Here is a 21603-nt window from a genome sequence, read left to right as displayed (position 1 = left end):
GAAGATTAAAAGGATTTTTAGCTGCTCGAGAAAAACTAATTCAACTATTTGAAGAAAGATATTAATTTATTTACACAAAATACTTGACGTTACCTAGGTGGCTCTGGTAATATTAATATTAATAACAAAGTGAGGTGAAAATTATATGAGAATTAGAATAATTTTGGTTATTTTTTCTATGATTTTTTTGTTTCAAGGTACTGTTGATTCAGCAGGCGTTTATCTAGGAACTTTGAATATTATGCAGAATGATCAATTTGATTTTTCACTTCCGATCAGAGCCGATAGAGATTTAAATCAATTAGCTTTGAAGGTGGAAAAAAAATTTTTTATGGCAGAAAAGGATAAGATATCTGCTCACAATTTATTTATATTGACTAGAAGTGGTGCGGTTCCTCTTTCAGAATCATTTATTCAACTTAATAAAAGGAATCTTTTAGATTCCAATAAAATTCATTTTAAACTACGGTTACAGTCTGCTTATTCTCCAGGTTTATACAGAAATAATTTAATTATTCAAACAGAAAGGGGGGAAGAAAGACTAAAAATTGACTTTGAAATTCCTACTATAATGGAAGTTAGAGCAGGCGGGGATATGAATCCAAATATAAAATATTCAGAGGGTAATTTCTCCCAGCAGATCTATAGTTCAGGACAATCAAAGTTATTAATCAGAGCCAACAAAGCTTGGACTCTAAAGGTTAACAATGAAGGTGGAGAAGACTTAGAGATTAAATTAAAGGAGTTTAAAGGTAATGGTAGTGTGAGTAATTCGCGGGATGAGTTCATTAAAATTGGGAAAGAGGCTGTAATAATTGCTCAGGGAAATAAAACTACAGAATTACCTGGTGGAGATGCAGAATTAATATATGTCTTGAGAATAGATGATTTTAGGGAAATCAAAGCAGGTCAGAAAGATTATCAGCTTAACTTTATTATTGAATAATTTTAATTAAAATTCAAAAAAAACAAGGAGGAAGAAAAATGAGAAAATTTTATTGGTTGGCTTTAACAATGGTTTTTGTACTTGCTTTTGGTGGAATGGCAATGGCTCAATATGCGGGTGTTTTTGATAATCCATTTTCATGGGATGACACTGACACCTGGAACGACTATTATGGAAATTATGATGCTCATGTAGGAGACGATGGATTAGTATTTTATCATGATGTAGATGCAGTTAATCCTGGTAATTATACAAACTTAGAAGATCTAAATCGTAATTACACTCCTGATACAGCAAATTCTGCAAAGCAAAAAGCAGAAATCACAATTAATGCTAAAGCTTATATTCCCTGTTTCTTAGAAATGAAATTAACAGGTAACCAGGGAACAACCGGTGTTATAAGTTATGGCTCTGGTGCTGAAGGATCAACAACAGCTTCTGGGTATGAATTAGTATTTGACAATGAAATTGGTGGCTATCTTGATGAAAATTGGAATTCTTTAGGCCACGGAACTAATGTTGAGATTAACCCAGGTACAGGGGTTTATATTGGTGCCTGTGATATCTTTGCAGTAGAAGTAATGAGTAATGATGACTACAGATATGAAGTAGAAGCAGCTGCTTTAACTCAAGGTTCCAATTTACTGCCAATGCATATGAGATCAAGTGTTGATTCAGGTTCTAGCTGGTTAGCTGGATATGATACCTTTGGTGCAGCAGCTCCAAATACTGAAGTTATTTATAATGGATCTGCTGGAAATAAATTAGAAGCATTGCATAATTTCAGAGTTCCTTATAACATGAGCACAGCTCAGGGTCAGTATAATGGTCAAATTACTTTCAGAGCAGTTACTATCTAATTCTCTGAACTTGTATATAAGATTTTCCACTACAAGGCAGGGGCTGATTTTTATCAGCCCCTGAATATTTTAAGTAGAGTAATTCAGGAAGGAGTTTTTTCGATGAGGAGAATTAATAAAAAATATATTTTAATAGTACTTTTATTTTTTATTATTTTTGTTTCTACTAATGCTGGAGCAACTGTTAGAGTAGAACCTGCCAGAATAATTATTAATTCACTTTCCCGCAGCCGCAGTACAGGAACTATAGAGGTTGTTAATAAAGGGGAAGAAGCAGTAGAATTAACAGCAGTCTTAAATGACTGGAGCTTAGATGAGAAAGATGCACTTTTATTTTTTGAAGCTGGTAAAAGCAATTATTCACTTGCTGGTTTAATTAAGTTTAACCCACGTTCTTTTATTCTGCAGCCCGGGAAAAAACAGATAGTCCGTTTCACAATTAATACCCCAGAAAATCCTGAAAAAGAAAGACGAGGTGTAGTTTTTTTTGAACATGAAACAGATTTTACAGATGCTCAGACAGGCTCAAAAATAATTACTCAGATTGGAACAGTTATTTATTTAGTGCCAGCAGATATTAAATATAATTTTAAATTTACCGGGCTTAGAATTTATAAAACATATCCTCCTGAACCACAGCCTGTTGTTTTAAGTGTGGAAAATGCAGGTACCGGACATTTTAGATACTATCTATCTTATAGAGTAGTGGATAGTGAAAACAGATTAGTAATGGAAGAAAAATTTAATGAGGAGTTTATTATTTTACCGGAATATAAAAGAAAGATTACCTTTATGCTTGCTGAAAGGCTTAAACCAGGTGATTATAAATTAATGCTGCAGTTTAGTTTTTATAATACAGATAAGACGGCAGACTACCAGATACCAATCACGATTAATTAGGTGGTGAAATCATTGTGGAAAAATTTATATTAACCTATTTATTAATAATGATTTTTTTATTTAGCTGCAGTTCTAATTTAGCTGCTCAAAAATTAGAAGAGAGCCGACCAGGAATAGAAAGTAGTATAGTGCTTTTAACTTTAATGGACGGAGAGATAACTGTAGATAGTGATCCTTTTTTTGAATTATATTATTTTACAGAAGAAGATTATATTTTACTGCCAGCAAATTTGCTGTCCCCTTACCTTGAGGTGGATCTAAATTTTAAAAGAGATATTAGTTTACTAAGTTTAAGAAAAGGTGAAAGAGAAGTAAGAATTGATTTGAACCAAAAAGAATACTTAGATCAGGAGGAATGGAATGATCAACCTCCTCTAATTGTTGGAGGAGAGTTTTATCTTTCCAAAAAAGTATTTTCCTATTTAGGCGATTATAATATAGTCTGGAACAATGCTTTACAGGAACTTATTATTAGTGGTGACTTTGTAGACGATTATTTAGAAGAGTTTTCTGAAGATCAAGAAGATCAAACTGAAGCAGAAAAAAAAGAAATTACAGAAAAAGAAGAAGTTCTAGGAAGTGCAAATAAAGGTCTAACTTTAAGCTCTATTCACTACCGGATTGAATTAAATATGGAAGATGATCTTTTAACAGAAGAAAGAAAAGAAATTAGAGGAGATTTAAATTTTTATGGTCGTTATAATGATTGGGCTTATTATATTAATAATGACTTTGAATATGATTTAGATTTGGAAGTGACAGATTATACTTTAGATAAAATTAAGTTCAGTAACAGAGAAAATAATCGTTTAATAATTATTGGTGATCATGAATTTTATTTTAAAGATACCATTAAAAGAAATGATATGCAGGGTATTTATTTTAAATTCCCTGAAAATTTGCAATTCAAATTAATTCCTTATACAGCAGTGAGTGTTGATACTAAGGCTGAAGATGAGGTGACTATTTTTATTAACAATAAATTTATAGTAAAAAAAGTCATCAAAAAAGATGGTGTTTATGAGGTTAATAATTTGGAATTAAGAGCAAATTATTTAAATAAAATAGTAATTGAGATCATTTCGAAAGATGGAAACAAAAAAGAAATTATTAAATATCTGTCTGGGAGTAAAGATATTTTACAGCCAAAAGTGAAGGAGATCGAATTTTTTGCTGGTCGTTATCGTGATCGAAAAACAGATTTTGAAGACTGGCAGGGTAATTTTGCAGCTCTGCGCTCTAATTATGCTTTAACTGAGCATTTAACTTATAATTTAGAAGCTGCATTCTACGATAAAGAAGAAGTAGAAAATGAGATGTTGTCTGCAGTTACAGGTTTTAATATTCGTCTTGGTGGAAGAACAGTTTTAAATTTAGATTTTTTAGTAGGTGGAGAAATTGAAAGTTTAGAAAGTGGTGCCGAGGCTTCTTTCCTTTATTCTCTGATGAATGGTTACTTTAGAGGAATTTATGCCTATATTCCACCTGAACTGGAGGCATATCTGGATCGAGAAGAGGGGGAGAAAAAATCTCTCAATTTTAAGCTGGATCTAACAGAGCGCTTGAGTATTCAGCCAACTATAGGTAATGAAGAATCTTTATATAATGGCTTTGATAATCTTGATGATCAATATAAGAGAGATTATTATATTTTTCAAATTATTGACAACCCAAATTGGCGTAATTATTCTGCTTTTTCTTTTAGATATGAAGAAGTTAAAGAATTTGATGGAGCAGAAATATGGAGAGAAATAGCTAATCCTTTTGGTCCTTCTACTTTTTTTAAATACGGTTCATTTGATACTATAAAAAAGGGTGCTAATATTTATTTGAACCGCTATGGCTCAAGCTACAGATTTTTAACTGATTTAGATTATTATGAAAATGAAGAAACTATTAATGATTTATATATTAATAATAATTTTATTGGTAAAGTGGATGGAGATGATTCTAAAGAATATGAAGCAGAATTTGATTTTTACAAAAGACTTGGCGAAACCCTTCTGTTTTCTGGCAGTTTTTTAGGTGAAAAAGAAGAGTTTGACAGCGGTAGAGAAACATATGAACGACAGTATAATCTACAGACGAGTCTTTATTTGGGAGATCGAACTACAATTACTTTAAAGGCAGAAAGAGATGAAGATGAAGAGGAAGACGAGGATGACGATGAAGATGATGAAGATGATGATTATTATGATATTGAAGAAACAACGAGTTTGAAATTAGATTATTATTTTAATTCTGATTACAGTATATCTGCTGAATTAAAAGATTATCAGACAGAATATATTGGCAGCAGTAATTTTTTAGCTGATCTAAATCGTAACTATCAGTCTGTTTATTTAAGTGGTAATTATTATTTCCCCAATAACCCTGGTTATATCCAATTATTTGCTGAATATATTCTACCAGAAGTTGGAGAAAGTGGTATCTCTTATGGTTTTGTTTATGATAAAATAAGAGATAATGAAAGTGGGATAATAGTTGAAATTGGTCGTGAATATGAAGGCTATCTCTTTGGAGAGTCAAAATATGAGAACTATGCGATGATCTCTTATTCTCATGCTTTATCCTTTAGTGGTGGCAATACAGTTCCTACTAGATTTTCAGATGGCGAACCTCGATCAATGGTCACCGGATATGTATTTTTGGATGAAAACTATAATGGCCAGATGGATGATAATGAGCGCAGATTACCTGATATGCCAATGCGGCTTGGAAGTTTGAGAACCAGAACAAATGAAGAGGGTTTTTATATTTTCAAACCATATTTTAATGATATTTATCTGCTTGACTTTGATTACAACAATCTAACTGCAGACTATACTCCAGTAACTGAAAATGTATTTGTAAAAGTAAGATATAATCAAAATATTCATCAAAATTATGGAGTTACAATTAATGGTTCTATCAGTGGCCGTGTTTATCTAGATAAAAATGCTGATGGGCAGAAAAATGAGAATGAAGAATATCTGGACTGGGTGGGACTGTCGATAAAAAAGCTTAATAAAAAAGATTATACAGATGGTAGAGGCAAATATTACTTTGAAAATATTCCACTGGGTAACCATCAGCTAGAGATTTTAAAGGATTCTTTACCAGCTGGATTAATTTCTCAAAATGGTTATCAATTTGAAATATTTATTACAGAAGATAATCTTGATTACCGAGAATTAGACATTGCTTTGATTTATGGAGATTAAGTTATCCCAGGGCAGCAATGCTCTGTTTAGTCCCGGTTTCAATACCGGGGCTTGTTAATTTGTTGACAAAATAATTGATTTATTATATAATTCGACTATGAGTCAAATTGACTTGTGGTCGAGTTGACTTTTTAACTAGAACATCATTAATTTAATATTTTATAGGAGGAGATTTTTAAATGGGAGCTTTAGATGGTATAAAAGTTATTGATTTAAGCCATGTACTGGCAGCACCATTTGCCACAATGATTATGGCAGATTTAGGTGCAGAGGTTATTAAGGTGGAGCCACCATTTGGTGATGATTCAAGACAGTTTGGTCCTTTTGTTGAAGATGAAGCTGGAGAACAGCAGAGTGGTTATTTTATTAGTATTAACCGCAATAAAAAAAGTATTGTTTTAAATTTAAAAGAAGAAAAAGGAAAAGAAATATTAAGAGATTTAATAAGTAATGCAGATGTAGTCGTAGAAAATTATCGTCCTACTACAATGAAAAAATTAGGTTTTTCATATGAAGAAATGAAAAAAATAAAAGAAGATATAATATATTGTTCAATTTGTGGATTCGGACATGATGCTTTAGAAGAATATGCCAGCAAGCCTGCTTATGATATGGTTGCACAGGCATATAGTGGTTTGATGAGTATTACGGGCCCAGAAGGTGGAGAACCCTGCCGTGTTGGAAGTTCTATTGGTGATATTATGGCAGGCCATCAGGCGGTTATTGGTATTTTAAGTGCCTTACGCTATCGTGATAGAACTGGTAAGGGACAGCATGTTGATATGTCAATGGTAGATGGACTCGTTTCTGTTTTAGAAAATGCTATTGCTCGATACACAATGGACGGTGAAATTCCTGGTCCTCTTGGTGGAGCACATCCAACAATTGTTCCGTTTCAATCATTTAAAACTAAAGACAATTATATTGTAACTCCAATTGGAAATGATAGCTTATGGAAAAAGTTCTGTGACGCTCTTGAAATGCCAGAGTTAGCAGATGATGAAAGATTTAAAACAAATCCATTAAGAGCAGAAAACAAGGATGAGTTAATACCAATTTTAGCTAAAAGAATAAAAGAAAAAAATACTGCTGAATGGGAAGGAATTTTCGAAGAGTATGGACTCCCTTATTCACCTGTTAATACAGTCGATAAGGTTGTCGAAGATGATAACTTAAAATACAGAGATATGATAGTAGACTTGGAACAGCCTGGACTCGGTAAAGTTAAAGTGGCTGGATCTCCATTCCATTTATCCGAAACACCAGGAGAAATAAAAAGTCACGCCCCTGCTAAAGGTGAGCATACTGATTCAGTGCTTAAAGAAAGTTTAGGTTTAACTGATGCTCAAATTAAAGAAATGAAAAGCCAGGGAATTATTGGTTAAAAATAATATTAAATTGGTTAAAAGTTTTAAGGAGTGAGATTATGGAAATTATCGGTATGGGCTTTGTAGCATTTTTTATGCTGCTTGGCTCATTTTTAGGAAGAATTTTGGGCCAGTTTCTTGGAACTGGTGGAGATGTTGGTGGAGTTGGACTTGCAATGTTATTTATGGTTTTGACAGTAAATTATCTTGAAAATAGAGGAAGAATGTTTAAACCTAGAACTGAAAATGGGATTAAATTCTTAAGTGCTTTATATATTCCAATTATTGTTGCTATGGCAGCGCGTTTAAATGTTGTTGGTGCTATTAATGGTGGTTTGGTTGCTATTTTAGCAGGTGGTATAGCTACAATAGGTGCAATGTTTTTAGTACCTTTATTATCAAAACTAAAAAAATAATTTTATTAAAGAAATGGAAGTGATTTAAATTGTTAACAGCTGCATTTAATTCTTTTGCTGGAGCAGATCATTTAATTATTTCAATAGCTCTAATTGCATTAATAATGTTTATAACTAAGAAAATTTCTATTATGCTGGGAGAAGAGCGAATAGCATCAGCCCTGGCTATTATTACAGGTTTAGTCTTAGCATTCATTGGTGGTAAAGTAACTGGTGGAAGTAGTGGACTAGCTGATATATCAATTTTCAGTGGTGCTGGTATTGGTTTACTAGGTGGTAGTATGCTGAGAGACTATACAATTATTTCTACTGCATATGGTGTTAAACTTAAAAACCTTAAAAAGGCTGGCCCAGTTGGAGTAATTTCTTTATTAGTGGGAGTAATCTTTTCTTTTATAGTTGGCAGTGCAGTTGCTATGGCTTTAGGTTATACAGATCCAGCTGAAGTTACAACAATTGGTGCTGGAGCAGTTACCTTTATTGTTGGTCCTGTAACTGGAACCGCCTTAGGTGTTAGTTCAGAGATTATTGCTATTTCTGTAGCCGCGGGTCTGGTGAAATCAATCATGACAATGGTGATAACACCTTTCATAGCAGATCTAGTTGGACTTGACAATCCTACTTCTGCCATGGTTTATGGAGGATTAATTGGAACAACAAGTGGAGTTGCCGGAGGTCTTGCAGCAACAGCACCAGAATTAGTTCCATATGGAGCAATGACTGCTACTTTTTATACTGGATTAGGAACTTTAATTGTACCATCAGTTGGATTTATTATAATTAGATCCATTTTGTTATAATATAATTTATTTATTAACATTTTATACAATTTTACTCCCCTCCCCCGGGGAGTTTTTCTTTTTTAAAATCATTTAAACTGGTAAAAGTAATTATAGCTTTCCTGATAGAGTATTTTAAAGTAATCTAATAATAATTATCTTTAATGCATGATAAAGATTAAATTAAGCAGCAGATATAGTTGAATTATTTTTCAGAATATTTTATAATTATAATTGGAAACGTTACCGAAACCGTTAACGTAAAATTAATTTCGAAGAAAAATAATTAAGTTAAAACACTATTAATTGAGAATTAGGTGATCTTATGGGAGTTACAATCAAAGATATAGCAAAAAAAGCAAATGTATCAGTTACTACAGTATCCAGAGTTTTAAATGATAAACCTGATGTTGGTGATGATACTAGAAAAAAAATTTTAAAAATAATAGACGAAATGAATTATAATCCAAATAGTGTAGCCCGGGGACTTGTGATGCAGAAAACCCATACTATTGGTTTAATTATTCCCGATATCAGCAACCCCTTTTTCCCTCAAATAGTAAGGGCTGTTGAAGATAAAGCACAGGAACTTGGTTATTCTGTAATCTTATTTAATACAGATAATCATTTGGCAAGAGAAAGAAAAGCAGTTGAATTATTTAAGAGTAAGCAGCTGGATGGTTTAATTGTTTCTCTTTCTCTTGGAAACGAAAAAATATTAAAGGACTTAAAAGCTGAAAATTATCCTGTAGTTCAGATAGATAGATCAGTTTTAGATCATCATTATCCTTTAATTAGTATTGATAATAAGAAATCTGCTTATCAAATGGTAGAATATATGATAAAAAAAGGATATAAAAAGATTGCCCATATAAGTGGTGATTTAAATACAACAACTGCTCGTGATAGGTTAGAAGGATATAAAAAAGCGTTAAAAAATCATGGAATCCCAATAAAGAACGAATATATTATTGAAGGTGAATATACCCAAAACTCTGCTTATCAAGCTATGCAGTCTTTGTTAGATTTAGAAAACAGACCTAGGGCTGTTTTTGCTGCAAATGACTTAAGTGCAGCAGGAGTTTATAAAGCTCTTTTTGAAGCAGCTTTAGAAATTCCTAAGGATATAGCAGTTGCTGGTCATGATGATATTAATTTAGCCTCGCTTTTGAAACCTGAGCTAACAACAATGCGCCAGCCTAAATATGAGATGGGAGAAAGAGCAGTAACAATTTTGTTGGAAATGATTAATAAGCAGGAATTTGAAATTAAAGATCAAATATTAACTACTGATTTGATTATTAGAGAATCAGTTTAAGTAAAGAATTATAAAAGGCAGGTGAGTTAATTGTCAAAAATACTTGTTATTGGAAGTATGAATATGGATTTAGTTGTTGAAACAGATAGGTATTCAGAAGAAGGAGAGACTATTATTGGTGGTAAATTTGAACAAATCCCTGGTGGTAAAGGAGCAAATCAAGCTTTGGCAGCTGCTAAATTAGGAGCTGATGTTGAATTTATTGGAGCCTGTGGAGATGACAGTTTTGCACCTAAATTAAAGTCTAGTTTGAAAAATGGAGGAACTAATATTGATAATATTTTTGAAATTAAAGGTCAGAGCACAGGAGTTGCAGTGATTACTGTTGATAGAAAGGGAAATAATAGGATAATTGTTTCTCCAGGTGCCAATTATGAGCTGCTTCCAGAAAAAATAGAAAAAATTAAAGATAAAATTATTGAAGCCGAAATTATACTTTTACAGCTGGAAATTCCGCTTAATACTATTGAAAAAATTGTAGAAATTGCCTCAAAAAACAAGACAAAGATTATATTAGATCCGGCACCAGCTCAGAAATTATCAGATAGTATTTTAGAAAAAATAGATTATCTGCTGCCAAATGAAGGCGAATTGGACTTATTATTGAAAGATATAAAAGCAAAAAGCCGTTCTGAAAAAATTAAGATCCTTCTTAAAAAAGGTATAAAAAATATTATCGTTACTGAAGGAGAGAAAGGGATTAATTATTATGGTCAGGAAAAAGAAATCCATTTAGATACATTAAAAGTTAAAGCAGTTGATACAACAGCAGCAGGAGATGTGTTTGCAGGAGCCTTTGCTGCTAGTTTAATAGCAGAAAATGAACTAAAAAAAGCACTGGAGTTTGCTGTTCAGGCTGCAGCCTATTCAGTAACCAAGGCAGGAGCACAGAGTTCTATCCCAGATAAAAAAAAATTAGAAGAATTCCTTGCAGAAAGGAGTAAATAAGATGAAAAAAGGTGGAATAATTAATAGTGAATTAGTAAGAGTAATTGCTGAGATGGGTCATAAAGATAGCCTGACAATTGCAGACTGCGGCTTACCAATTCCAGAGGAAGTTGAAAGAGTTGATTTATCACTGACAAAAGGATACCCTAAATTTTTAGAAATATTAAAGGCTGTATTGAACGAGTTGGTTGTTGAAAAGGCAATTTTAGCTGCAGAAATTAAAGAAAAAAGTCCTAAATTGGAAGCGGAAATTATAAAGATACTGCCTGATATAGAGGTTGAATATATTCCGCATACTGAATTTAAAAATAAAACAAATAGCTCCAGGGCTGTAGTTCGCAGTGGAGAAATAATTCCATATGCTAATATAATTTTAATTTCAGGAGTTGATTTTTAAATGGCAAAAGAAACTGTTTTGGAAATGAAAAATATCACCAAAACCTTTCCTGGAGTTAAAGCATTAGATAAAGTTGATTTTTCCCTTAAAAAAGGAGAAGTTCATGCTTTAGTAGGTGAAAATGGAGCTGGGAAATCTACTTTAATGAAAGTTTTAAATGGAATCCATCCACGGGACGAAGGAAAAATTATCTTAAAAGGTGAGCCGGTTGAATTTGAGAATACTAAAGAAGCTCAGAAGGCCGGTCTGGCAATTATTCATCAGGAATTGGAGTTAATTCCTTATTTAAATGTAGCTGAAAATATATTTTTAGGTAGAGAAGATAGAAATGGTATTTTTATCAATTATCAAAAGCTTTATCAAAAAACTGAAGAAGTTCTTGATATGCTGGGAGTTGATATTGATCCCAAAGCTCAGATTAAAGATTTAAATATTGGTAGTCAGCAAATGGTAGAGATAGCAAAAGCTGTTTCTCAAAATGCTGATATACTGGTAATGGACGAACCAACTTCTTCTTTAACCAATCAGGAAATAGATATTTTGTTTGAACTAATAGCAAGGCTAAAGGAACAAGAAATAGCAATAGTATATATTTCACACCGATTAGAAGAAGTTTTTGAAATTTGTGATAGAGTTACAGTTTTAAGAGATGGTCAGTTTGTAGGTGAGGTTGAAACATCTAATACTAATGAAGATCAGCTAATTAAAATGATGGTTGGTCGAACAATTGAAGATCGTTTCCCTGAAATGAATTTTAATCCTACTGATGAAATATTAAAGATTGAAAATTTAACTGTACCAGATGAAATAAATAGTGCTTCTTTTTCCTTAAAAAAAGGGGAAATTTTAGGTATTGCGGGCTTAATGGGGTCTGGAAGAACCGAACTGGCAAAAGCAATATTTGGTGTTTTTAAAGAAAAAAGTGGTGATATCTATTATCGAGGAAAAAAAATTGAGATTAAATCACCAGCTGATGCTATAAATAATGGGATATATTATCTAAGTGAAAATCGAAAAGAGGAAGGTCTTGTTCTTGGGCTTTCTGTTGCTAATAATATAAGTGTTTCTGTTTTAAAATCAATGTTAAAGGCAAATACTTTTATAGATTCAAATGCTGAAAACAATTTAGCAAGAAAATATATAGAAGATTTAAAGATTAAAACTCCTTCTGAAAAACAGCTTGTTAAAAATCTAAGTGGAGGAAATCAGCAAAAGGTGGTAATTTCAAAGCTGCTTTCTACTAAACCAGAGGTTGTAATTTTTGATGAACCTACCAGGGGAATAGATGTTGGAGCGAAGAGAGAAATATATAATTTAATGCAGGAATTGATTGATGATGGGGTAGCAGTTATTTTAATATCCTCAGAACTACCTGAAGTTTTAAATTTAAGTAATAGAATTATAGTAATGCATGAAAAAAAAATCATGGGAGAGCTGGATGCCGCCGAAGCAGATCAGGAAGCTGTAATGAAGCTGGCAACCGGAAGGAGGAATCAGTAAAGTGAACAAGCTTAATAATGATATACAGAAAAAAAATATTTTAGAAATTTTAAATAAATTTAAGACAGGAATTGGATTATTAATTTTAGTAATTGTGCTGTCATTTATGAGTCCTTACTTTTTAACCATACCAAATATTTTAAATATTATTAGACAGGTTTCAATTATAGCAATAGTTTCTTTTGGAATGACTATGGTAATTTTAACAGGAGGAATTGACCTTTCAGTTGGTTCGATGCTTGCTTTTTCTGGAGCGATTTCAGCCGGAATGATGGTTAACTCAGGGCTAAATGTATTTCTGGCAATTTTTATCGGATTAGCTGCCGGTACTGCTTTAGGTTTCTTTAATGGTTTAGCAGTTGCTAAAGCTAAATTACCAGCTTTTATAGTAACCTTAGCAATGATGACAATTGCCCGAGGTTTTACTTTGATTTATACAAATGGTCGTCCAATCTCAGGTTTTAATGAGACTTTTAGATTTTTTGGAGCAGGATATCTTGGTAGAATACCAATTCCAGTAGTCATCATGTTTATGTTTTTAGTTATTATTTATATTTTACTGAAAAAGACACCATTTGGCCGTTATATTTATGCTATAGGCGGCAATGAAACAGCAACAAAGCTTTCTGGAATTAATACAGAAAAAATAAAAGTAGCTGTTTATGCTTTAAATGGTTTTTTAGCTGCAGTTAGTGGTATAATATTAACATCAAGGTTAAACTCTGCTCAACCGATGTCTGGAGAAGGTTATGAATTAGATGCAATTGCAGCTGTTGTTTTAGGAGGTACAAGTCTTTCTGGTGGAAGTGGTACTGTTATTGGTACTATTGTTGGTGCATTGATAATTGCAGTTTTAAATAACGGCTTAAACCTTTTAAATGTATCTTCATTTTATCAGTTAGTTGCTAAAGGTGCTGTTATTCTGCTTGCTGTCTTCTTAGATCGTAAAAGCCAGCAGCAGTGATAATATAAATACAAATAAAATATCTCAAATAGGAGGTGAGTTTTCATCAGCTTCTTTGGAAGTGATTCAATGAATTCAATTAAACATTATTAAAAGAATTAAACTCAAGGAGGAATAACAAAATGAGAAAATTAACAATTATTTTAGTTTTATCATTAATTATGGTGGCTGGACTTACAGCAGGTATCGCAGCTCAGGACTTACGAATAGGTTTAGCTGTTTCAACTCTTAACAATCCATTCTTTGTTGACTTAAAAGAGGGAGCAGAGTCAATGGCAGAAGAAATGGGAGTAGAAATTTTGGTTGTAGATGCCCAAGACGATGCTGCAGCTCAGTTAAGTAGTGTTGAAGACTTATTAATCAAACAAATTGATGTTTTAATAGTGAACCCAGTTGATGGTAATGCTGTTGTTTCAGCAATTACAGCAGCAAATGATGCAGGGGTACCTGTAATTACTGTTGACCGTGGTGCAGAAGGTGGAGAAGTAGTAAGTCATATTGCCTCAGATAACGTGGCTGGTGGAGAAATGGCTGGAGATTTTATTGCTGAACAGTTAAATGAAGAAGGTAAAGTTGTAGAATTAGAAGGTATTCCTGGAACTTCTGCTGCTAGAGATAGAGGTAAAGGATTTAATCAAGCTATGGATAAATATGAGGGTATGGAAGTTATAGCTAGACAGCCTGCTGGATTTGATCGGGCAGAAGGTATGACTGTTATGGAAAATATTCTACAGGGTAATCCAGAAATTGATGCTGTATTTGCTCACAATGATAATATGGCTTTAGGTGCAATGGAAGCTATTGCAGCAGCAGGTCGTTCTGATGAGATAATGATTGTTGGCTTTGATGCTATTGATGATGCAGTGGCAGCAGTAAACGCAGGTGACTTAGCAGCAACTATTGCCCAGAAACCAGCTCTGATGGGAGAAATGGCAGTAGAAACAGCAGTTAAGGTTGCAAATGGTGAAGAAGTTGATGAATACACACCTGTACCTTTAGAGTTAATTACTGAATAAATAATTAGAAAGTATAAAATGTATTTAAACTGCCTGATTTAAATTCAATGGACATGAATAAATAGACCATCAGGCATAAATAAAGGCCCTTCTGAAAATTTTAGAAGGGCCTTTTAAAGATTAATTAGTTTTTAAAACTATTTAATTCTATGCAGATTTTTAAATGATTTGACAATATTTCTCATTAAAACTTGATTGGTAACTGTGCCAACTCCACCTGGAACAGGAGTAAGAGCCTTTACCTTTTTAGCTGCTGAATCAAAATCAACATCTCCCAGTAATTTGCCATCAATAAAATTAGTACCGACATCAATAACTACTGAGTTTTTATCCAGCATCTCACCTTTTATCATTTCTGCTTTCCCAACTGCTGCTACAACTATATCTGCATTTTTTAATTCCCATTCTAAATCCCTAGTACGGGAATGACACATAGTTACAGTAGCGTGTTTTTGTTGTAATAGAATTGAAACTGGTTTCCCGACAATATTGCTTCTACCAACAACAACAGCTCTTTGACCTTTGATAGGAATATCATAATAATTTAGAATTTCCATACAGGCTTCAGCTGTGGCAGGATTTAAAGTTTCAAGACCAACAAAAAGTTTTCCTAAAGAAGCAGAAGTTATGCCTTCTAAATCTTTTTGAGGGTTGATCATTTCCAGGCTGTCTTTTAATTCAGCTGGAAGGGGCTGCTGAACCATAATTGAAGTTATTTTAGTATCTTTATTTGCTTTTTTTAGGAGAGCTTTAAATTTTTCAGGCTGGTTAATAAGCTGCTGATATTCAAATTCAATTCCTATTGCCTTACAATTTTTTTCTATTCGGGAAGCATAAGCTTTGCTTGCAGCATCTTCACCATACTGGAGCACAATAAGGTGGGGGGCCGCACTGGTTTCATTTTTAAGATTTTCAACTTCTTTAATTAAACTTTCTTTAATTTCAGCTGCCAATTTTCTGCCGCTTAATTCTTTCATTTAGTCACTTCCTTTGATTAAATAATAAATTTGTAAGTTAAGATGCTAAAATAGAATTAATTTGCAAGCTCAATAATTTCTGCTTTAAGGCGAGAACTTTCTTTTTTTAATTTTAAATATTCATTTTTTATATTTTCTTTATATTCCTGATTGTCAAGGCTTTTAAGATTGATTTTAACATTAGCAATTGCACTGCTAACTGCTGCATCTCCTATGTAAGCTGCTACTTCAAAATCACTGGCCAGCATTCTATTTCCAATTTCACTAATTTCCAGGCTGAGGCGCATTAATCTAACTGCCTTTTTAGTCATATCCATTGAAAATTCAACTGCATCCTGACAGACAGATTTAACTTTATTCTGATCTCCATCCTTGTAGCTGTCAAGAATATCAGATAAAATTTTGCTGTCCTGATCAATCATTAACAGCATTTCCTTTTTTAATTCTTCACTTTCAGCTAGGATTTCTTTGGCTTCTGCTTCAACCTCTTTATATTTTTCTTTACCAATTGTAAGATTAGCAATAAAGCTGATAACAGCTGCATTTAAGGCCCCACTTAAGGCAGCAGCACTACCACCACCGGGAATAGAGTTGCTTGAACTCAAATCATTTAAAAATTCTTCGATAGATTTTTGAGAATACATAATAAAACTCCTTTCTAAATAAATTTGCATAAATTGAAAGATTCAATTATTCTTAAGGTATGTTAATTATAATAAATCAATTGCAGATAAACAAGCTAAAATTTATTTTATATAAAAATTAAAAAATAATAACTAAAAAAGATATAATTAGGAGTGGTATCATGGAGATATTAAATCAGATAAAAGAAAAAATTATCAGTGCTATTTTGTACTATTATATAGATTTTGTTTATAAAACAAGCAAAATAGAAAGATATGGAAATCTTGAATATTTAGAATCTGAATATCCAGATAAATTTATTTTATTTATCTGGCATGGTGATAGTTTTTGTTATTATCCTTTTTTAAAACAAAAAAGGTTGAATGTTGTTACTACAAAAAATAAAAGAGGTGGAGTTATTACGAGAATTAGTCATTATTTTGGTTATGATGTTTTGCGGCTGCCCGACTTAGCAGCTGATGGAAATTACATTTTTCAATTAAAAAATAAAATTAATAAAGCCAATAATGCTAATTTAGTTCTCTCAGTTGACGGCCCAGAAGGCCCAGAACACGAAATAAAAGATTTTGCAATGATTATGGCCCTTTTTTCAAAGAGAAAAATTCTGCCTTTAACTATTGATGTGAAAAATAGTGTAAAACTAACAAGTAGATGGGATAATTTAAAAATCCCACTTCCTTTTAATAAAATTATTATTAATGTTAATGATTATTTTATAGTTGAAAAACAAGATCGAAAAGAAAATTTTATTTCTTTAAAAAAAGAGATAAGAAAAATAATGGAAAGTTAATAAAATAATTTATGATTTTGATCTAATTATTTTATATTGTTGATATTAAAAAAAGATTTTAAAGAAATGGCCAAATATGTATTAGAAGATGAAAATGCTGAAATTAATCCCAGAAAAGGAACAGTTGAACAGGTGAAAGCTATATTTGAAGATGCAATGTAATTTTTAAAATATGTTAAGCAATTGACAATTTAATAAATATAATTAAATTACAGCCTAAATATCAAATCATTATGATTAATTTTATCCAGTATATAAAAAGGATATTAGGTAATTATGTTGAAATTAAATGATAGAGGGAAAAGTAATGAAAATTATAGAGGGTGTGTAAATTTTGAAATTTAAATTTCTGCATAATATAGAAAATAAAATATATTTTATTCCTTTAATTTATACAATATCTGCTGCTCTACTTTCAATAGCGGTAATATTTATTGAATATCAGTATACAGATACTCTGACAAATGTACTGCCCGCATATTTTTTTACTTCTTATGACCTTTCAAAAACAATTTTGTCTACCATAGCAGGCTCCCTTTTTGCAATGATTACAGTTTCTTTTTCAACTATTATGGTTGTACTGACCATGTACTCTTCGCAGTTTTCGCCGCGGACGATGCAGGATTTTCTTAAAAACAAAATAACCTTAAAAGTTTTAGGAGTTTTTCTTGCTGGTTTTATTTATTCAATGTTAACTCTGCTTTTTATAGATGACAGCCTGCAGGGAAGCGGGGAATCAATTATATTTTCGGCAATGATTGGGGTTGTTGTTGCTATTGTCTGTCTAGGTTATTTTGTCTATTTTATCCATCATGCAGCTAATTCAGTTCAGGTAAATCTCTTGATTGAAAGTTTAAAAGAAGAGGTTATTGAAATAGTTGATAAAATTGAGGCAAGAAATAACAGCAATGATCAGATTCGTAATGACCCACCTGAGAATTTAAAAGAAATGCTGGACAGAGAGTCATGTGAGGTTCATCCTGAGCAGAGTGGATATATTCAGGTTATTTATGATATTGAACTAACCAAGTTGGCAGATCAACATGACATAATAATTAGGGCTGAAAAAATGATTGGTGATTATGTAACTGAAAATACAATTGTTTTTAAATTCTGGCAGCTAAATGAAGAAGCTGAGAGATTTAGTGATGAAGAACTTGAAGAAATAAAAAATAAAATTCTTGATAATCTGGCAATCAACAATGAAAGAAGCAAGAAAAATGATATAGAATTTGGTTTATTAAAATTAACAGAGGTTGCTTTAAGAGCCATTTCTCCAGGGATTAATGATCCCAATACAGCAATATTTTGTATTAATCAGTTAGGCTGGGTTTTATCAAGAATTGCAGTTGCCAATTTAGAAAATACTTATTATTATAATGACAAAGATGAATTGTGTTTTATATTAGAGGATATTTCTTTTTGGGATCTTCTATATAAAACTTTTTATCAACTCAGTCATTATGGAAATCAGGATGTATCAGTTGCGGGATCTATTATTGATGCACTGGTGATTATTGCTGAAGGAAGTCCAAAAGATATTAAAGAACAGGTCTGGCACTTTAGCCATTATATTTTAGGTGGTTTTGATAAAAATGTATTGGAGCAGGAAGATAAGAAATTTTTAAATCATAAAATCTACCGTCTGGCTAAAGAAACCGGTCATAAAGAGCAGCGAGAAAAATATTTTCAAGTTGAAAATTTTAAAGTAAATTAGTAAATTATAGTATAAAACAGGAACTTTAAATTATTTTTAAAAATGTTATTATTATATCTAAAAACTAAAATCATAAAATAAAGAGGTGGTCATATGTCAGAAAAAGAATTTTATAGACAAAAAGCCAAAGATGTTGTGAAAACTTTAGAAAGTAGTCTTCAGGGACTAAGCCAATCAGAAGCAGAAAAAAGGCTGCAGAGAGATGGAAAAAATGTTCTTGAAGCAGCTAAAAAAAGGTCATTATTTGTAATCTTTTTACAGCAGTTTAAAGATGTACTTGTAATCTTACTTTTAATAGCCGCTGTAATGTCACTATTAATTGGAAGTTATCGTGATGCTACAGTGATGCTTATGATTGCAGTTCTTAACTCTGTAATTGGTTTTATGCAGGAATATAAAGCGGAAAAAATAATGGATTCTCTAAATAAACTGGTTAATTCGCCTTCAAAAGTAATTCGTGATGATCAAATCGGAGAAATTTCACAGGAAGAACTGGTAGTTGGAGATATTGTAAGTCTGGAAGAAGGAGATAAAATTCCAGCTGATTTGAGAATTATTGAATCATTTAATTTGAAAACTAATGATGTTTCTCTAACTGGTGAATCAATGCCTCAGGAGAAGCAGTCTAATTACATTGAGGAAGAAAGACCACTAGCAGACCGTGATAATATGGCCTATCTAGGAACAACAGTTGCCGCTGGCTCAGCTAAAGGTGTAGTTGTTAGAACTGGAATGGATACTGAGATGGGTAAGATCGCTTCGATGACTCAAGAAGAGGATAAATCCCGTTCCCCTCTCCAGGATGAGCTGCATACAGTGGCCAATCGAATTGGTATCTTTGCAGTTGTAGTTGGATTTACACTTTTTGGAGTGAGTATTTATAGAGGTTATGGATTGAACTTCGCTTTAATATATGCTCTTGGTGTAGCTGCAGCTGTTGTACCTCAGGCTTTACCGATGCAGGTTACAGTAGCTCTGTCTCAGGGAGTAAAAAGACTGGCAGGAAAGAATGCAGTAGTCAAAAAGCTTTCTTCGGCTGAAACTCTTGGTTCAACCAATGTTATCTGTACAGATAAGACTGGGACTTTAACCAAAAATGAAATGACAGTAAAAAAAGTATATTTTGATGGCCGGGAGTATGAAGTAACCGGTCTTGGTTATAAACCAGAAGGTGAACTTATAGGAGAAGATGGAGAACCACTAACTGAAGCAGAAATTGCAGAGATGGAGATTATCTTTGATGCTGCTACAATGGCTTCCAATGCAGAGATTCATGAGCCAGATGAAGAGCATCCTGGCTGGTATGCAATCGGTGATCCAACAGAGGCTGCTCTAATTACTCTTTCTACAAAATTAGGTACTCGCTCTCCTAAAGAAGATGAAGAAAATCCTGAATTACATGAATTCAGTTTTGATTCTGACCGTAAAAGAATGAGTTCAATTAGAGAATTTGAAGATGGAAACTATCTTAAGATGAAGGGAGCTTTAGGTAGTGTGCTTTCTGTTTCCAAACATATTCTCAAAGATGGAGAAATAGTAGAGATTACAGAAGAAGACAAAGAAAGATTAAAGGAACTTAATGAAAAGTATTCAAAGGATGCAATGCGGGTTTTAGCAGTTGCCTACCGCAAACTGGAAGATGAGGAGACAGATTATGTTTTAGAAGAAATAGAAAAGGATGTTATTTTTCTGGGAATGGTGGCGATGATTGATCCTCCAAAAGAAGGAGTTAAGGAAGCCATTCAGGAATCACATGATGCCTATATTGATACCTATATCATGACTGGTGATCATGCAACTACTGCCCAGGCAGTAGGAAAAGAAATTAGTCTTTCTGTTGATGATGAAGATGTACCAGTATTTACCAGTAAAGATTTGGAAGAGATGAGTGAAGAAAAACTGAGACAGACTATGGAAGAAAATAAGTCACTTATTTTTTCCCGGGTATCACCTGAGGATAAATTGCGGATAGTTAAAAATTTAAAAGAACAGCAGAAAATTGTTGCTGTAACAGGAGATGGAGTTAATGATGCTCCAGCACTTAAGAGTGCTCATATTGGTGTTGCTATGGGGCAGATGGGTACAGATGTGTCCAAAGAAGCATCAGAGTTGATTTTACTGGATGATAGTTATCCCACCTTAGTCTATGCGATTAAAGAAGGAAGGACCATTTATAATAATTTAAAGAAAACAATTCTGGGAACATTAACTGCAAATGGGGCTGAATTAACACTCGTATTGCTTGGATTGATTGCTGCAGCACTTTTTGACTTACCGATTCCAATACTGGCTATTCAGATTCTATCAATTGACCTCCTAGCTGAAATTTTACCATTAACAGCTTATACTTTTGATCCAGCTTCAGAGCAGATAATGACCGTACCGCCAAGAAGTCAGGATGACCATATTGTTAATAAAAAAAGTTTCAGCAGGTTTGCTTTTATGGCTTTAGTAATTGGGGGCTTTGCTTATTTCAATTTCTACTCTTTCATTAATGGACGAATTTCAGCTGTTAGTGAAGGTGGAAAATTATATGCTCAGGCGACAACAATCAGTTATTTAACTGTGGCCTGTCTGCAGTGGATAAATATTATGTCTTTAAGATATGAATATCAGAGTATCTTTTCTAAGAGCTTCTTTAATAATCCCAAAATGCTATATGCAATTTTAATTTCAATTGGATTAGTATTAGGAGTGGTTTATATTCCAAACATAAACGATTTTCTTGGTTTTGCCGGAGTAGGAATAGCCGCCTGGAGTAGAATTTTGACTTCCAGTGTGTTATTTTTAATCTTAAATGAAGTTATCAAGTTTTTTAGACGGCGGAAAGCAAATGTATAATTTTTAAAATTGTCGTCAT

General features: G+C 32.7%; 19 protein-coding genes. 17 read left to right on the top strand and 2 right to left on the bottom strand.

The window, feature by feature from the left end; genetic code table 11:
• The first annotated feature begins 145 nt into the window (after positions 1–145).
• The 13 genes from C7954_RS09830 (at position 146) to rbsB (ending at position 14614) form a co-directional block, all read left to right on the top strand.
• Positions 146–946 (top strand): hypothetical protein, encoded by an 801-nt coding sequence (locus C7954_RS09830; RefSeq protein ID WP_089716081.1) that lies wholly within the window; start codon positions 146–148, stop codon positions 944–946.
• A gap of 38 nt (positions 947–984) precedes the next feature.
• Complete coding sequence (locus C7954_RS09825) at positions 985–1806, top strand: hypothetical protein (RefSeq protein ID WP_073157011.1); 822 nt, start codon at positions 985–987, stop codon at positions 1804–1806.
• A 102-nt stretch (positions 1807–1908) separates the two neighbouring features.
• Positions 1909–2706 carry a fimbrial biogenesis chaperone gene (locus C7954_RS09820; protein WP_134059860.1) on the top strand — a complete coding sequence of 266 codons (798 nt, stop codon included), beginning with the start codon at positions 1909–1911 and terminating at the stop codon, positions 2704–2706.
• A gap of 14 nt (positions 2707–2720) precedes the next feature.
• Complete coding sequence (locus tag C7954_RS09815; protein ID WP_208320683.1) at positions 2721–5909, top strand: peptidase associated/transthyretin-like domain-containing protein; 3189 nt, start codon at positions 2721–2723, stop codon at positions 5907–5909.
• Positions 5910–6088: 179 nt separating this feature from the next.
• On the top strand, positions 6089–7294 hold the full coding sequence (locus C7954_RS09810; protein WP_134059856.1) for a CaiB/BaiF CoA transferase family protein: 1206 nt from the start codon (positions 6089–6091) through the stop codon (positions 7292–7294).
• A 41-nt stretch (positions 7295–7335) separates the two neighbouring features.
• Positions 7336–7692: a malonate transporter subunit MadL gene (locus tag C7954_RS09805; RefSeq protein WP_073157021.1), complete on the top strand. Its 357-nt coding sequence runs from the start codon at positions 7336–7338 to the stop codon at positions 7690–7692.
• 29 nt (positions 7693–7721) lie between these two features.
• Positions 7722–8492: a malonate transporter subunit MadM gene (gene madM, locus C7954_RS09800; protein ID WP_073157024.1), complete on the top strand. Its 771-nt coding sequence runs from the start codon at positions 7722–7724 to the stop codon at positions 8490–8492.
• Between the two features lie 304 nt (positions 8493–8796).
• Positions 8797–9789: a LacI family DNA-binding transcriptional regulator gene (locus C7954_RS09795; protein WP_134059854.1), complete on the top strand. Its 993-nt coding sequence runs from the start codon at positions 8797–8799 to the stop codon at positions 9787–9789.
• Positions 9790–9819: 30 nt separating this feature from the next.
• On the top strand, positions 9820–10737 hold the full coding sequence (rbsK, locus tag C7954_RS09790; protein ID WP_134059852.1) for a ribokinase: 918 nt from the start codon (positions 9820–9822) through the stop codon (positions 10735–10737).
• Between the two features lies 1 nt (position 10738).
• On the top strand, positions 10739–11134 hold the full coding sequence (gene rbsD / locus C7954_RS09785) for a D-ribose pyranase (protein ID WP_134059850.1): 396 nt from the start codon (positions 10739–10741) through the stop codon (positions 11132–11134).
• The gene (locus C7954_RS09780) at positions 11135–12634 is read left to right on the top strand and encodes a sugar ABC transporter ATP-binding protein (protein WP_134059848.1); all 1500 of its coding nucleotides are present in this window, start codon (positions 11135–11137) and stop codon (positions 12632–12634) included.
• A gap of 1 nt (position 12635) precedes the next feature.
• On the top strand, positions 12636–13598 hold the full coding sequence (locus C7954_RS09775; protein ID WP_089716092.1) for an ABC transporter permease: 963 nt from the start codon (positions 12636–12638) through the stop codon (positions 13596–13598).
• A 122-nt stretch (positions 13599–13720) separates the two neighbouring features.
• On the top strand, positions 13721–14614 hold the full coding sequence (rbsB, locus tag C7954_RS09770) for a ribose ABC transporter substrate-binding protein RbsB (protein ID WP_134059846.1): 894 nt from the start codon (positions 13721–13723) through the stop codon (positions 14612–14614).
• A 137-nt stretch (positions 14615–14751) separates the two neighbouring features.
• On the opposite strand, the gene C7954_RS09765 is transcribed toward rbsB, so the two are convergent.
• On the bottom strand, positions 14752–15591 hold the full coding sequence (locus C7954_RS09765; RefSeq protein WP_089716094.1) for a bifunctional 5,10-methylenetetrahydrofolate dehydrogenase/5,10-methenyltetrahydrofolate cyclohydrolase: 840 nt from the start codon (positions 15589–15591) through the stop codon (positions 14752–14754).
• Positions 15592–15647: 56 nt separating this feature from the next.
• A complete protein-coding gene (locus C7954_RS09760) occupies positions 15648–16235 on the bottom strand; it encodes a cyclodeaminase/cyclohydrolase family protein (RefSeq protein ID WP_134059844.1) in 588 nt (195 codons plus the stop codon).
• A gap of 161 nt (positions 16236–16396) precedes the next feature.
• On the opposite strand from C7954_RS09760, the gene C7954_RS09755 reads away from it, so the two are divergent.
• The 4 genes from C7954_RS09755 (at position 16397) to C7954_RS09745 (ending at position 21584) form a co-directional block, all read left to right on the top strand.
• Entirely contained in the window at positions 16397–17026 is a 630-nt protein-coding gene (locus C7954_RS09755) for a lysophospholipid acyltransferase family protein (protein ID WP_134059842.1), read from the top strand.
• Positions 17027–17065: 39 nt separating this feature from the next.
• Positions 17066–17188 (top strand): hypothetical protein, encoded by a 123-nt coding sequence (locus C7954_RS14075; RefSeq protein ID WP_276330807.1) that lies wholly within the window; start codon positions 17066–17068, stop codon positions 17186–17188.
• Between the two features lie 172 nt (positions 17189–17360).
• Positions 17361–18743 carry a DUF2254 domain-containing protein gene (locus C7954_RS09750; protein ID WP_073160586.1) on the top strand — a complete coding sequence of 461 codons (1383 nt, stop codon included), beginning with the start codon at positions 17361–17363 and terminating at the stop codon, positions 18741–18743.
• A gap of 93 nt (positions 18744–18836) precedes the next feature.
• The gene (locus C7954_RS09745; RefSeq protein WP_134059840.1) at positions 18837–21584 is read left to right on the top strand and encodes a cation-translocating P-type ATPase; all 2748 of its coding nucleotides are present in this window, start codon (positions 18837–18839) and stop codon (positions 21582–21584) included.
• Positions 21585–21603 lie beyond the last annotated feature (19 nt).

This window comes from Halanaerobium congolense (assembly GCF_004366375.1).
GTDB lineage: Bacteria > Bacillota > Halanaerobiia > Halanaerobiales > Halanaerobiaceae > Halanaerobium > Halanaerobium congolense.
This window is presented reverse-complemented; position numbering and strand designations above follow the sequence as displayed.

What these genes read in the sequence shown, in the direction of transcription:
- C7954_RS09830 (WP_089716081.1), top strand. Translation starts at nt 146, where the DNA reads ATGAGAATTAGAATAATTTTGGTTATTTTTTCTATGATTTTTTTGTTT.
- C7954_RS09825 (WP_073157011.1), top strand. Translation starts at nt 985, where the DNA reads ATGAGAAAATTTTATTGGTTGGCTTTAACAATGGTTTTTGTACTTGCT.
- C7954_RS09820 (WP_134059860.1), top strand. Translation starts at nt 1,909, where the DNA reads ATGAGGAGAATTAATAAAAAATATATTTTAATAGTACTTTTATTTTTT.
- C7954_RS09810 (WP_134059856.1), top strand. Translation starts at nt 6,089, where the DNA reads ATGGGAGCTTTAGATGGTATAAAAGTTATTGATTTAAGCCATGTACTG.
- C7954_RS09805 (WP_073157021.1), top strand. Translation starts at nt 7,336, where the DNA reads ATGGAAATTATCGGTATGGGCTTTGTAGCATTTTTTATGCTGCTTGGC.
- C7954_RS09795 (WP_134059854.1), top strand. Translation starts at nt 8,797, where the DNA reads ATGGGAGTTACAATCAAAGATATAGCAAAAAAAGCAAATGTATCAGTT.
- rbsD (WP_134059850.1), top strand. Translation starts at nt 10,739, where the DNA reads ATGAAAAAAGGTGGAATAATTAATAGTGAATTAGTAAGAGTAATTGCT.
- C7954_RS09780 (WP_134059848.1), top strand. Translation starts at nt 11,135, where the DNA reads ATGGCAAAAGAAACTGTTTTGGAAATGAAAAATATCACCAAAACCTTT.
- rbsB (WP_134059846.1), top strand. Translation starts at nt 13,721, where the DNA reads ATGAGAAAATTAACAATTATTTTAGTTTTATCATTAATTATGGTGGCT.
- C7954_RS09765 (WP_089716094.1), bottom strand. Translation starts at nt 15,591, where the DNA reads ATGAAAGAATTAAGCGGCAGAAAATTGGCAGCTGAAATTAAAGAAAGT.
- C7954_RS09760 (WP_134059844.1), bottom strand. Translation starts at nt 16,235, where the DNA reads ATGTATTCTCAAAAATCTATCGAAGAATTTTTAAATGATTTGAGTTCA.
- C7954_RS09755 (WP_134059842.1), top strand. Translation starts at nt 16,397, where the DNA reads ATGGAGATATTAAATCAGATAAAAGAAAAAATTATCAGTGCTATTTTG.
- C7954_RS09745 (WP_134059840.1), top strand. Translation starts at nt 18,837, where the DNA reads ATGTCAGAAAAAGAATTTTATAGACAAAAAGCCAAAGATGTTGTGAAA.